This window comes from Rhodococcus artemisiae, from assembly GCF_036327795.1.
Lineage (GTDB): Bacteria > Actinomycetota > Actinomycetes > Mycobacteriales > Mycobacteriaceae > Rhodococcus > Rhodococcus artemisiae.
In genome coordinates this window covers 103,483-116,128 of record NZ_JAUTXY010000015.1, presented here as the reverse complement: position 1 = coordinate 116,128, position 12,646 = coordinate 103,483, and the positions used below count along the sequence as shown (strand labels likewise).

The 12,646-nt window shown below is 66.5% G+C and carries 10 protein-coding genes; 5 read left to right on the top strand and 5 right to left on the bottom strand.

Going from position 1 to position 12,646, the window contains the following annotated elements; translation table 11 throughout:
- Positions 1-41: 41 nt before the first annotated feature.
- Positions 42-3,314, top strand: coding sequence for a protein kinase domain-containing protein (locus tag Q7514_RS25915; protein ID WP_330136133.1), 3,273 nt, complete (start codon positions 42-44; stop codon positions 3,312-3,314).
- 34 nt (positions 3,315-3,348) lie between these two features.
- On the opposite strand, the gene Q7514_RS25910 is transcribed toward Q7514_RS25915, so the two are convergent.
- Complete coding sequence (locus Q7514_RS25910; protein WP_330136132.1) at positions 3,349-4,446, bottom strand: CaiB/BaiF CoA transferase family protein; 1,098 nt, start codon at positions 4,444-4,446, stop codon at positions 3,349-3,351.
- A gap of 87 nt (positions 4,447-4,533) precedes the next feature.
- Entirely contained in the window at positions 4,534-4,914 is a 381-nt protein-coding gene (locus Q7514_RS25905) for a nuclear transport factor 2 family protein (RefSeq protein ID WP_330136131.1), read from the bottom strand.
- Positions 4,915-5,005: 91 nt separating this feature from the next.
- Here Q7514_RS25905 and Q7514_RS25900 point away from each other — a divergent pair, with 91 nt between their 5' ends.
- The gene (locus Q7514_RS25900; protein WP_054718184.1) at positions 5,006-5,386 is read left to right on the top strand and encodes a VOC family protein; all 381 of its coding nucleotides are present in this window, start codon (positions 5,006-5,008) and stop codon (positions 5,384-5,386) included.
- Between the two features lie 25 nt (positions 5,387-5,411).
- Here the strand turns inward: Q7514_RS25900 and Q7514_RS25895 are convergent, their stop codons facing one another.
- A complete protein-coding gene (locus Q7514_RS25895) occupies positions 5,412-5,840 on the bottom strand; it encodes a hypothetical protein (protein WP_330136130.1) in 429 nt (142 codons plus the stop codon).
- A gap of 27 nt (positions 5,841-5,867) precedes the next feature.
- A complete protein-coding gene (locus Q7514_RS25890) occupies positions 5,868-8,606 on the bottom strand; it encodes a vitamin B12-dependent ribonucleotide reductase (protein WP_330136219.1) in 2,739 nt (912 codons plus the stop codon).
- A gap of 87 nt (positions 8,607-8,693) precedes the next feature.
- Between Q7514_RS25890 and purT the strand changes: the two genes are divergently transcribed.
- Positions 8,694-9,917: a formate-dependent phosphoribosylglycinamide formyltransferase gene (gene purT, locus Q7514_RS25885; protein WP_330136129.1), complete on the top strand. Its 1,224-nt coding sequence runs from the start codon at positions 8,694-8,696 to the stop codon at positions 9,915-9,917.
- Positions 9,914-10,396 (top strand): DUF456 domain-containing protein, encoded by a 483-nt coding sequence (locus tag Q7514_RS25880; protein WP_330136128.1) that lies wholly within the window; start codon positions 9,914-9,916, stop codon positions 10,394-10,396. The genes purT and Q7514_RS25880 overlap by 4 nt, the downstream gene beginning before the upstream one ends.
- A gap of 69 nt (positions 10,397-10,465) precedes the next feature.
- Here the strand turns inward: Q7514_RS25880 and Q7514_RS25875 are convergent, their stop codons facing one another.
- The gene (locus Q7514_RS25875; protein WP_330136127.1) at positions 10,466-11,860 is read right to left on the bottom strand and encodes an FAD-dependent oxidoreductase; all 1,395 of its coding nucleotides are present in this window, start codon (positions 11,858-11,860) and stop codon (positions 10,466-10,468) included.
- A gap of 287 nt (positions 11,861-12,147) precedes the next feature.
- Between Q7514_RS25875 and Q7514_RS25870 the strand changes: the two genes are divergently transcribed.
- Positions 12,148-12,591, top strand: coding sequence for an Rv0361 family membrane protein (locus Q7514_RS25870; RefSeq protein WP_330136126.1), 444 nt, complete (start codon positions 12,148-12,150; stop codon positions 12,589-12,591).
- The last annotated feature ends 55 nt before the right edge of the window (positions 12,592-12,646 follow it).

Genomic DNA, 12,646 nt, shown 5'->3' with positions numbered 1-12,646 from the left:
GACTCGGACAGGGTCTGTGCTCGACGAAGTGAGGGTCGATCGTGGCCGCGCAGGATCCGCTGCAGACGCAGCGCGACGCCGGACCCGACGTCGCTGCGGAGTTGGCTGCGGCCGGATTCGTCGAGGCCAAGGAGATCGGTCGCGGCGGGTTCGGAATCGTGTACCGCTGCCGGGAGGCCGCGCTGGACCGGATCGTGGCGGTCAAGGTCCTCACTTCCGATCTGGACGTCGACAACCTCGAACGTTTCCTGCGCGAACAGCGCGCGATGGGTCAGCTCTCGGGACACCCGAACATCGTCAACGTGCTGCAGATCGGCACTACCGGATCGGGGCGCCCCTTCCTGGTGATGCAATATCACCCCCGTGATTCGCTCGACGCGCTGATCCGCCGGTCCGGCCCGCTGCACTGGCACGACGCGCTCCAACTCGGTGTCAAGCTGACCGGTGCCCTGGAGACCGCCCACCGGCTGGGCATCGCGCACCGCGACGTCAAACCCGCCAACATCCTGCTCACCGAATACGGCGAACCACAGCTCACGGATTTCGGGATCGCCAGGATACGAGGGGGATTCGAAACCGCGACCGGAGAAGTCACCGGGTCGCCCGCGTTCACCGCCCCGGAAGTGCTCTCCGGACGTCCCCCGACCCCCTCGTCGGATGTCTACAGCCTTGCGGCGACGATCTTCTGCGCACTCACCGGCCACGCCGCGTTCGAGCGCCGCAGCGGCGAGCGCGTCGTCGCGCAGTTCGTGCGCCTGACCACCCAGCCGATTCCCGACCTGCGGGCCGACGGAGTACCGGACGAGTTGTGTGCCGCGATCGAGCAGGCAATGTCGGTGGATCCCGACTCTCGCCCGGAGACCGCAGCCGAATTCGGCGAGATCCTGCGCGCTGTGCAGGCCGACCACGGGTTGCGAGTCGATGATCTCGCGGTCGCCGGAGCCGAGAACGACGCCGACACGACCGCGGGCCACACCGCAGCGACGGCCGCCACGGGCGGGCGGGTGAGCACGCGGCGTACGGGCAGCCGATCGACCACTCCGCCGGCGCCGGCGACGAGATTCCGCCCACCCGTTCCGTCCAAACGACTCGTGGCACGGTGGTCGCTGCTGAATCTGCTCAGTGAGTCGCACCGCCGCAGGCTCATCGTCGTGCATGCGCCACCCGGCTTCGGGAAGACGATGTTCGCCATCGAATGGCGCTATCAGCTCGACAACCAGGGCGTTGCGGTGGCGTGGCTCAACGTCGACCACGACGACAACAACGTCGTGTGGTTCCTCGCGCACCTCATCGAAGCCATCAGGCAGGTTCGGCCGACTCTCGCGCAGGAACTGGGACAGGCACTCGACGAACACGGCGACGACGCCGAACGCTACGTTCTCACCTCCCTGATCGACGAGATCCACACCGCAGGAGAGCGGCTCGTGGTGATCATCGACGACTGGCATCGCGTCACCGACCCGGCGACCATCGCAGCCCTGGCCTTCCTGCTCGACAACGGGTGCCATCACCTCCAGGTCATGGTGGTCGGACGCACCCGTGCCGGACTGCCCGTGAGCCGCATGCGGGTGCTCGACGAGCTCGTCGAGATCGACCACCGCATGCTCACCTTCGACATCGACGAAACCAAGAAATTCCTTGCACGACACATCGGTACGGATCTCGACGACGACATCATCGCCGATCTCGTCGCCGCCACCGAAGGCTGGCCCGCCGCTCTGCAACTGGCGTCGGTGTCGCTGCACGGACACGACGATCCCGCGCATCTCGTGGCGCACCTGTCCGGCCGGCACCGCGGGATCGGACAGTTCCTCACCGAGAACGTCCTGAGCTTGATCGACGAGGAACTCGTCGACTTCCTGCTCACCGCGGCGGTGACGGAGCAGACGTGCGGGAGCCTGGCCTCGGCGTTGAGCGGGCACGGACACGGTCAGGCGATGCTCGAAGACATCGAGGACCGCGACCTGTTCCTGCACCGTGTCGACGAGGAAGGCCGGTGGTTCCGCTTCCAGCCGCTGTTCGCCGAGTTCCTGCGACAACGACTCGAACGCGACTTCCCGGAACGGATGCCAGGGCTCCACCGGATCGCTGCGCATTGGTTCGAACAGCATGCGATGACGTTGGAAGCCGTCGATCATGCTCTCGCGGCAGCCGACGACGACTACGCCGTCGACATCGTCGAACGTCACGCGCGGGACCTGCTCGCCGACGGCCGTGCCACCACACTGCTGGGGTTGGCCGCGAAACTTCCGCGCGGCGCCGTGGCAGCGCGGCCGCGCCTGCAACTCGCCCTGGCGTGGGCAAGCATCGTCGTCCACGACACCGCGCGTGGCCAGCGTGCACTCGCCATGGTCGAACGCGGTCTCGATGCGGACAAGATCACCGGCGACGAGGCCATCGACGTCGCCGTCGAGGTGGAAGTGGTGCGGCGCATCGTCGACGTGCGCCGCGACCGGACCGGCCCGGCCGACGGGCTCGCCGAGAGGCTCCTGGCGCGCGCGGACACCCTCGCGCCGATCGTCGTGTCGTCGGGTCTGAACGCCGCGACGTTCGATGCCGTCTACCGCGGTGAATTCGAGGAGGCACGGCGACTGCAGGATCTCGCTGCTCCGTACCACGATCTCAACGCCGGGCCGTACAACCTGATGCACGGCAACGCGCTCCTCGGACTCGCCGCACTCGAACAACTCGATCTCGATGCGGCGGGCGAACTCCTGCGAGAGGCGTGGAGATTGTCGCGGCTCGGTAGCGGTGCGTATTCGTCGTCGGCGTTGCTCGCCGGATCGGTGCTGGGTGAGTTCCTGTACGAGCAGGGAGATCTCGACGAGGCAGAGCGGCTGCTCGACGACGGTTACGAGCTGGGCGCCGAAGGTGGCGTCGTGGATTTCAAGATCGCCCGGTATGTGGTCGGTGCACGGGTGAAGGCGCTGCGTGGCGAGCATGGCATTGCGGTGTCCCGATTGGAGGACGGTGCGCGCGCTGCCGAGGCGATGAAACTGGACCGTCTCGCTGCGGCTGTCGAGAACGAACGTGTCCGGCTGGGATTTCCGATCGCGCATCCGCGACCGGTGGCCGAATACGGTCGTCCGCGTCCTGAGCCGGGAATTGCGTTGCACACCGCCCAGATCGAAGAGGACACCGCGATCCGGTTGCTGCTCGCGGATCCCTCGCCGGAGCATCTCGTGCTCGCCCACCGGTGGGCGAGTGAGTGGTTCGTATTTCTGCAGGAACTCGGATTCCTGCACCGCGCGCAGCGCGCCTTCGAACTTGTCGAAGAATGCGAAAAACACGGTGCCGCACCAGATCACAGTTGATCCGATGCGGCACCGCGTCGCTACAGGCCCCTGATCAGACCCACAGAGTGGTGATGTCGGTGGCCTTGCCCGCCGGCGCAGCCGGCTCGCCCGCCGGAGTGCGGGAGAACCGCGGAGCCGGAGCATGCTGGGTGATGCCCTCGATCTCGATGAGCGACCCGCGCGCCGCAATGTGCTCGTTCGCGGGTGCCTCCGCGAACGTGAGTACGGGGGAGACACACGCGTCGGTGCCCAGGAAGATCGCCGACCACTCGTCGCGTGTCTTCGACAGGAACTTCTCGGTGAACAGCTTCTTCATCTCCGGCCACGACGCCCGATCGTTCTGGGCGGGCAGCTCGGCCGCGTCGAGATCGAGCCCCTTCAACAGCAGCGCGTAGAACTGCGGCTCGATCGAGCCGACAGCCATGTACTTGCCGTCCTTGGTCTCGTACACCTCGTAATACGGGGCGCCGGTGTCGAGCATGTTCACACCGCGTTCGTCCGACCACGCACCGCGGCCGCGGAATGCCCACATCATGTGCGACAGCGCCAGCGCGCCGTCGACCATCGCCGCGTCGACGACCTGGCCCTTCCCGGACACACCCCGCTCGACGAGCGCGGAGAGGATGCCGAAGATCAGGAACATCGAGCCGCCGCCGAAGTCGCCCACCATGTTCAGCGGTGGCACCGGACGTTCACCCTCACGACCGATCGCGTGCAGCACGCCGGTGAGGGAGATGTAATTGATGTCGTGGCCGGCGGCGTTCGCCAGCGGACCTTCCTGACCCCAGCCCGTCATCCGGCCGTAGATGATCCGCGGGTTGCGTTCGAGCACCACGTCGGGGCCCAGACCCATGCGCTCGGTCACTCCGGGGCGGAAGCCCTCGATGAGCACGTCGGCGCGCTCGAGCAGTGAGAGCACCTTCTCGATGTCGTCGGGGTTCTTGAGGTCGGCCTCGATGATGCGGCGATTCCGCTGGATCGGGTCGCGCGCGCCCTCCGGCGGGATCCCGCCGGGGCGCTGGACCGTGACGACGTCGGCGCCGAGATCGGCGAGCAGCGTCGCAGCGTGCGGTCCGGGGCCGAGCCCCTTGAACTCGACGACGCGGATACTCGCGAGGGGGCCCTTCTTCTCAACTGCTTCAGCGGACACTCGTCGAACCTCACTCCGGTGCGTAGGGACTATGCAACGGAGAGTACCTTAGCGAGCGTTCAACATATTGGCTGTGTCACTGCTGTGTCACTGCTCGTAGAGGTCGGCCTCGCCGAGTCCGGTCGCTTCGAACGCGTCCTGGAGACTGGCGTGACGCACGACCGTCACAACCTGGTCCTCGACCACACGGAACGCGATGGCCTCCTCGACCGGGGTGCCGGGGTCGGATGCCCACGTGGACTTCTCTTCGACGACGACGATGCCGTGGTGTACGAACATGCGACCCATCTCGAGCGTGACACCCGACGAGGTCGCCCACTCGCGCAGTTCGTCGAGGCCCTGGTCGGGATCATCGTCATCGGTGGGCAGCACAATGTCGTCGCTGGACAACTCCACCAGGGTGTCGATGTCGTTGCTGTTGACGGCATCCTGCCAGGCCAGGACGGTCGCGATCTCCGAGGTGCTCATGCGTCCCAGCGTAGGTCAACGCGGTCGGAGTCGACACGATTGTGACCTGATCTGTTGCCGAGTGAGGTGCGTACGGAGCAGAGTGGGTGCCATGACGATCAGCGGCCAACTCGTGAGCTTCGTGCCGAGCACCGATCTCGATGTCTCGGAAATGTTCTATGTCGACACCCTCGGCTTCCGGAAGATCGATCGGGACAACTTCACGCTGGTGATCGACGGAGGCGAAGGAGCCCCCGTGCGGATCACCCTCGTGCAATCGCGCGGCGAGACCGGATACACCGCCCTGGGCTGGCGGGTGCTCGACCTCGACGAGACCGTCGACCGACTCCGGGCCAAGGGCGTCGACTTCATTCGGTACACAGGCATGGATCAGGACGACCACGACGCATGGACCGCGCCCGACGGGCTGCGTGTCGCGTGGTTCCGCGACCCGCACAGCAACGTGCTCTCGCTCATCGAGAATCACGTCTGACCGAGAAACACGACCGGCACAGCGCTCACGCCAGGAAGCTGCCCTTCACGAACCCGGCGAGCAGCACCGCGAACCCGCCGGTTTCGCCGATGATGAGCCCGGCCATCGCGACACCCAGGCCTCGCGTGGGATGTGCGAACTGGTTGGTGGTGTCGCGCAGCACGCCGTGGAGGATGTAACTCGCGATCGCGCCGACGAAGAACACCACGACCACCGCGGCCGCCGTCAGATTCACCCATGTCGGCCACGCGCTGAGCTCCACGAACACAGCGATGAGCAGCGTCGCGAATGCATACATCAACGCCGAGCGGTGCGCGATGTCCACATACGGGTGCGCGAGATGCGTTTCCGACGTCGCCATCTGCCGGTACTTCCACACACCCAACGCCAGAGCGAGCAGGAAGATCAGCCCTGCCGCGAGCAACGTCAGTTCGGTGTCGACCGCCAAGTCCATCCGGCCAGTATGCGATACGAGCGCCGATCAGCTGCAGCCACTCGTGTTACCGCATGACGGGCAGGCGTGACACGAGCCCGACCGCTGCATCTGCACGCCGCATTGCATGCAGTACGGCGCGTCCGAACCGGAGCCGGATCCTGCCGGACCCGACGCCGCATGCCCCTGACGGGTGTCGGCGGTGACGTGCGCATCGTCCGTGGTCTGCAGATCGGGGGCGAGCCCGTCCTGCGCGGCCCGTTCTCCACCGGTACGCACACCGAGTTCCCTCCGCTCGTCGGTGTCGAGGTAATCCACCGCGAGCCTGCGGAAGATGTAGTCGAGGATCGACGAGGCGATCCGCAGATCGGGATCGTCGGTGATGCCCGCCGGTTCGAATCGTGTACTGGTGAACGCCCGCACGAACGTCCGCAGCGGGACCCCGTATTGCAGGCCGTAACTGACGGCCATGGAGAACGCATCCATGATGCCGGCGAGGGTGGAGCCCTGCTTCGAGACGCGCAGGAACAGCTCTCCGGGGCGCCCGTCGTCGTATTCGCCGACCGTCACGAAACCCTTGCAGTCGGCAACCCGGAACTCGAACGTGCGCGAATTGCGGGTGCGCGGCAGACGCTCCCGACGAGCAGTCGCAACCGGAGTGCTGTCCGAGGCGGCCGGAGCCGGGGGTGTCGACGGTGTCGATGTCGACAGTGGTTGCCCGAGCTTGCAGTTGTCGCGGTAGACGGCGATCGCCTTGAGGCCCAGCCGCCACGCGTCGACGTACAGGTCGGCGATGTCGTCGACGGTCGCGGACTCCGGAAGATTCACCGTCTTCGAGATCGCACCCGACAGGAACGGCTGCACCGCCGCCATCATCGTCACATGTCCTCGCGGCGCAATCGCGTTGCTGCCCATCGATGTTGCGAACACCGGGTGATGTTCGACGCGCACATGCGGAGCGCCCGCGAGGGTGTGCTGCCGGTCCAGGTGGGCGACGATATCGGCGACCTCGGCGGGATCGTATCCGAGCCGTGACAGTGCGCGCGGCACACTGTGGTTGACGATCGACAGGCTGCCGCCGCCCACGAGTTTCTTCGTCTTGACCAGGGCCAGATCGGGTTCGATGCCGGTGGTGTCACAGTCCATCGCCAGACCGATCGTGCCGGTAGGAGCGAGCACCGTCACCTGGCTGTTCCGCACCCCGTGCTCGGTGCCGTCGGTGACCGCGCGATCCCACGCCTCACGTGCCGCCGCGAGCACGACCGGCGGAGCGAGTTCGGCGTCGATGTCGTCGACCGCGCCGCGATGCCGTGCGAGCACGCCGAGCATCGAGTCGCGGTTCTCTGCGTACCCGTCGAACGGGCCCAGCCGCTCCGCGAGGCGCGCCGACACCTCGTATGCGTGCCCCGTCATCAATGCGGTGATCGCGGCGGCATAGGCGCGGCCGGCCTCGCTGTCGTACGGAAGCCCCGATGCCATCAGCAGCGCACCGAGATTCGCGTACCCGAGGCCGAGCTGCCGGAACCGGCGGGACGTCTCACCGATCTTCTCGGTGGGGTAGTCGGCGCGACCGACGAGGATCTCCTGCGCGGTGAGCATCACCGCGACGGCGTGCCGGAACCCGTCGACGTCGAACACGCCGTCCTCCCGCAGGAATGCCAGCAGATTCAGGCTCGACAGGTTGCACGCGGAATCGTCGAGGTGCATGTATTCCGAGCACGGGTTGGATCCGTTGATCCGGCCGGTCGACGCCGCGGTGTGCCAACGGTTGATCGTGGTGTCGTACTGCATGCCCGGGTCGGCGCACTCCCATGTGGCAGCAGCGATGCGCTGCAGGAGGTCTCGTGCTCGGACCGTACGGACGGACTCGCCGGTCGTCACCGCGCGCAACGGCCACTGCGCGTCGTCGACGACGGCCTGCATGAACTCGTCGGTGACCCGCACCGAATTGTTCGCATTCTGATACTGCACCGAATGGATGTCGGAACCACTCAGCCCCATGTCGAACCCGGCGCCCGCGAGCACTCGCGCCTTGCGTTCCTCGATCGCCTTGCAGTCGACGAACTCCTCGATGTCGGGATGCGCGACGTCGAGGATCACCATCTTCGCGGCGCGGCGGGTCTTGCCGCCCGACTTGATGGTCCCCGCCGATGCGTCGGCCCCGCGCATGAAGCTGACCGGGCCCGACGCCGTGCCACCTCCTCCGAGATGCTCGACGGACGATCGGATGCGTGAGAGGTTCACGCCGGCCCCGGAGCCACCTTTGAAGATCACTGCTTCTTGCCGGTACCACTCGAGGATCGAGTCGATGCTGTCGTCGACGGACAGGATGAAACAGGCGCTTGCCTGCTGCGGAGTGTCGGGCACGCCGATGTTGAACCACACCGGGCTGTTGAATGACGCCTTCTGATGCAGGAGCAGATGTGTCAGCTCGGCGGCGAACGCGGACGGGTCGTCGAGGTGACCGTCGGAGGTGCCCCATGCGGTGATCGTGTCGACGATGCGCGCGACCACATCACGCAGCGAATGTTCGCGCGTGGCGGTGCCGAGCTGACCGCGGAAGTACTTCTGCGTGACGATATCCGTGGCGTTCTGCGACCAGAATTCCGGGAACTCGACACCCGGTTGCTCGAAGACGACCTCGCCGGTGCCGTGGTGGACGATGCGAGCGTCGCGGCGCTGCCAGGTCACCTCGTCGGCGGGATCGACCCCGGGTGTCGTGAACCAGTGGACATCAGCGCGAGCGCGGTGGACATCCCCGCGAGCGTGATCGGGACGCGCAATCATGGTGCGCTGCCCTGTGCTGCTCGACTGTGGTGCACTGCTCATCGCTTTCCTTCCGGGACGGCGACGGTTGCCACATATAGTCCCACCATGGTCTCACCGCGTCCCCGTATCTCTCCACGTCTCGGCACTCCGCTGTCTCCCTCCGCCACCCGTGTCCTGCTGCTCGGGTCGGGCGAGCTCGGCAAGGAGGTGACCATCGCATTGCAGCGCCTCGGTGTCGAGGTGATCGCGGTGGACCGATACGCCGACGCCCCCGGTCATCAGGTCGCGCACCGAACCCATGTCATCGACATGGGCGACCCGGAAGCCGTGCTCGCGGTCATCGAGGCCGAACGCCCCCATCTGGTGGTTCCCGAGATCGAAGCCATCGCCACCGACGCGCTCGCCACCGTGGAGCAGCGCGGCCTCGCCGAGGTGATTCCCACCGCGCGGGCCACGCAGCTGACGATGAACCGGGAGGGTATCCGCCGGCTCGCCGCGGAGGAACTGGGTCTGCCGACGTCGCCCTACCGATTCGCGAACTCGCTCGACGAGGTCCGGGTTGTTACCGAGGCGATCGGCTTCCCGTGTGTGATCAAGCCCGTCATGTCGTCGTCCGGCAAGGGCCAGTCGACGGTGCGTTCGGCCGACGACCTGAACGCCGCGTGGGAATACGCCCTGGCCGGGGGACGCATCAACCACGGCACTGTCATCGTCGAAGGATTCGTCGACTTCGACTACGAGATCACACAGCTCACCGTGCGCGCCGTCGGCGAATCGGGGGAGGTCGAGACTTACTTCTGCGAACCGATCGGCCACCTGCAGCGCGACGGCGACTATGTCGAATCGTGGCAGCCGCAGCCGATGAGCGACGCGGCGCTCGCCCGGGCGCGGGAGGTCGCGGCGGCCGTGACCGGCGCGCTCGGTGGCCGGGGAGTATTCGGCGTCGAACTGTTCGTCAAGGGCGACGAGGTCTACTTCTCCGAGGTGAGCCCCCGCCCGCACGACACCGGGCTCGTGACCATGGGGAGTCAGCGCTACTCCGAGTTCGAACTGCACGCCCGCGCGATTCTCGGGCTGCCGGTGGACGTGGAGCAGTTGCGTCCGGGTGCATCCGCCGTGATCTACGGCGAACTCGACGCGCCCGGTATCGCGTTCGACGGTGTCGCCGAGGCCCTGCGTACACCGGAGACGGATGTGCGCCTGTTCGGGAAGCCCGAATCGTTCCTGCGCCGCCGGATGGGTGTGGCCGTGTCGACCGGCCCGGACGTGCACACTGCCCGTGAACGCGCGACGCGCGCCGCTTCCCTCGTTCGCCCCGTCGCGCCGTGAGTGCGGGGGAAGAACTTCTCGTCGGCCTCGCGATCCTCGTCGGGCTGGTCGGCATCGTCGTGCCGATCCTGCCGGGTGTGCTGCTGATCTTTGCGGCGATCGCGGTGTGGGCGTTCATGACGGGCGGCACGGTCGCGTGGACGGTGTTCGCAGTGGCGACGGTCGCGCTGCTGGTCACCGGGGTCGTCAAATACACCTGGCCCGGTAAGCGGCTTCAGCGGTCGGGAGTGCCCAATCGGTCGCTGATCATCGGCGGGTTGGTCGGCATCGTCGGGTTCTTCGTGATCCCGGTGATCGGCCTGTTTCTCGGGTTCCTGCTCGGCATGTACGTGTCGGAGGCCCAGCGGCATCGGACCCACAAGGACGCGTGGCGTTCGACGGTGGAAGCGACGAAGGCCGTGGGCCTGTCGATGCTCGTCGAACTGCTCGGTGGGCTCGTAGCAGCCGGTGCATGGTTCGGTGCCGTGCTGTTCGCCTGAAACGAGACCGGCCGGGTGCCACATCCGTAGATATGGCACTCGGCCGGGAGAATTCGCAGGTGGTGGCGTTTACTTGTGGGGTTCCGAGGCGCGGAACATGTCCTCGCGCTCGACGACCTTCACACGCTCGCGACCCTCTGCCTCACCGAGGCTGCGCTCGTGCGCATCGAGACGGTACCAGCCCTGCCACGTCGTGTAGGGCAGCTGCTTCTCCTCGAGGAACTTCACGATGTCGTCCACACCCGGGGCTTCCGGGGTGTTGAGCCGACCCGCCGCGCGGTCCTCGAGCAGGTTCGCGACGGTCTCGTTGGCATCGCCCTTGGTGTGGCCGATGAGGCCGACCGGGCCGCGCTTGATCCAGCCGGTGACGTACGTGTGCGGCATGAACCGGTCGGGTCCTTCGACGGTCTCGTCGGCGAGCACACGCCCGGCCTCGTTGGGAACGGTGCCGGCCTGCTCGTCGAACGGCAGGTTCGCGATGTTCTGCGACAGGTAGCCCACTGCGCGGTACACGGCCTGCACGTCCCAGTCGCGGGTCTTGCCGGTGCCGCGGACGTTGCCCGTGCCGTCGAGTTCGGTGCGCTCGGTACGCAGACCGACGACCTTGCCGTTCTCGCCGAGAACCTCGGCGGGCGACTCGAAGAAGTGCAGGAACAGTTTGTGCGGGCGATTTCCTGCGTCGCGGATGGCCCAGTCCTGCAGGGTGTTGGCCACCATGTCGACCTGCTTCGAGTTGCGGCGCGCTGCCTCGGATCCGGCGTCGTAATCGATGTCCTCGGGGTCGACGATGACCTCGATGGTCGGCGAGTGGTCGAGTTCGCGCAGCTCGAGAGGGGTGAACTTGGCCTGGGCCGGTCCGCGACGCCCGAAGACGTGCACCTCGACGGCCTTGTTGTTCTTCAGGCCCTCGTAGACGTTCGGCGGGATCTCTGTGGGCAGCAGTTCGTCGCCGGTCTTGGCGAGCACGCGCGCGATGTCGAGCGCGACGTTGCCGACGCCGAGGACCGCGACCTTCTCGGCGTCGAGCGGCCAGGCACGCGGCACATCGGGGTGGCCGTCGTACCACGACACGAAGTCGGCGGCGCCGTAGCTGCCGTCGAGGTCGATGCCGGGGATCGTCAGTTCACGGTCGGCGTTGGCGCCGGTCGAGAAGATCACCGCGTCGTAGAAGCGGTACAGGTCGTCGAGAGTGATGTCGACGCCGTAGTCGAGGTTGCCGAGCAGGCGCACGTTGGGCTTGTCGAGAACCTTGTGCAGCGCGGTGATGATGCCCTTGATGCGCGGATGGTCGGGTGCCACGCCGTAGCGGATGAGGCCGAACGGCGCCGGCATGCGTTCGAACAGGTCGATGCTCACCCCGGGATCCTGCGCAGTGTCGGACTTCATGAGTGCATCGGCGGCGTAGATACCGGCGGGGCCGGCACCGACTATCGCGACGCGAAGGGGACGGCTCTGATCAGTCACAGGGGATCAACTACCTCTTCGGTGTGCGGACGGACATATCCAGCTTAAATTAAGGCTGCCCTCAGTGGGCGGGCGCAGGGTCGCGCGGGATGACGATGGAGGAGAACTCCGGGAAACGTCGGGAGAATCGCTTCAGCGACAACACATGTGGGCACTCACGCGGCACAGGTCGACGGCGAGGCGTCGGACGAGCGGAGTGGTGGCCATGGTCAATTCCTACCTCACTAGGGTTTATTGGCGCAAATGCAGCCGATCAGGGTGGATCCGCCGAGGATAGGATCATCCGCATGGCACAACGGCGTGACCCCGATCCCGAACCCGACGGTCTCGAACCGGACGGACCCACGAGCAGCACACCCTGGCCGTTCATCGGCGCGGTGCTCGTGATCGTCGTCCTCGCGCTGGTGCTCGTCGTCACGCAGTTTCTCTCGCCCGAAGGTGAGACCCTCGACGACAACGAACGGATCACGCGCACCACCAGCGACTACGTCAAGGCCGTCAACGCAGACGACGAGGACGTTCTCGTCATCCTCCGCTGCGGGGAACTGCGCCGCGGTGAGGGACCGCTCGCCGGGGTCGACAGCGACATCGAACTGCAGCGCACCGACAACATCGTCATCGACGGCGACAAGGCCACCGTCGACGTGACCACAGTGATCGACGGTGAATCGACGACCGAGATGTGGAACCTGACCCTCGCCGACGATGTGTGGCGCGTCTGCACTGCCTGATCAGCCCGGTTCGATCCTCGTGATCGTGCTCCGACCCACCTCCCGCGTAGTCGCG

Coding starts and splice junctions, on each gene's coding strand:
- Q7514_RS25895 (WP_330136130.1), bottom strand. CDS start 5,840: ATGGACTTGGCGGTCGACACCGAACTGACGTTGCTCGCGGCAGGGCTG.
- Q7514_RS25900 (WP_054718184.1), top strand. CDS start 5,006: ATGACGATCAGCGGCCAACTCGTGAGCTTCGTGCCGAGCACCGATCTC.
- Q7514_RS25890 (WP_330136219.1), bottom strand. CDS start 8,606: ATGATTGCGCGTCCCGATCACGCTCGCGGGGATGTCCACCGCGCTCGC.
- Q7514_RS25870 (WP_330136126.1), top strand. CDS start 12,148: ATGGCACAACGGCGTGACCCCGATCCCGAACCCGACGGTCTCGAACCG.
- purT (WP_330136129.1), top strand. CDS start 8,694: ATGGTCTCACCGCGTCCCCGTATCTCTCCACGTCTCGGCACTCCGCTG.
- Q7514_RS25905 (WP_330136131.1), bottom strand. CDS start 4,914: ATGAGCACCTCGGAGATCGCGACCGTCCTGGCCTGGCAGGATGCCGTC.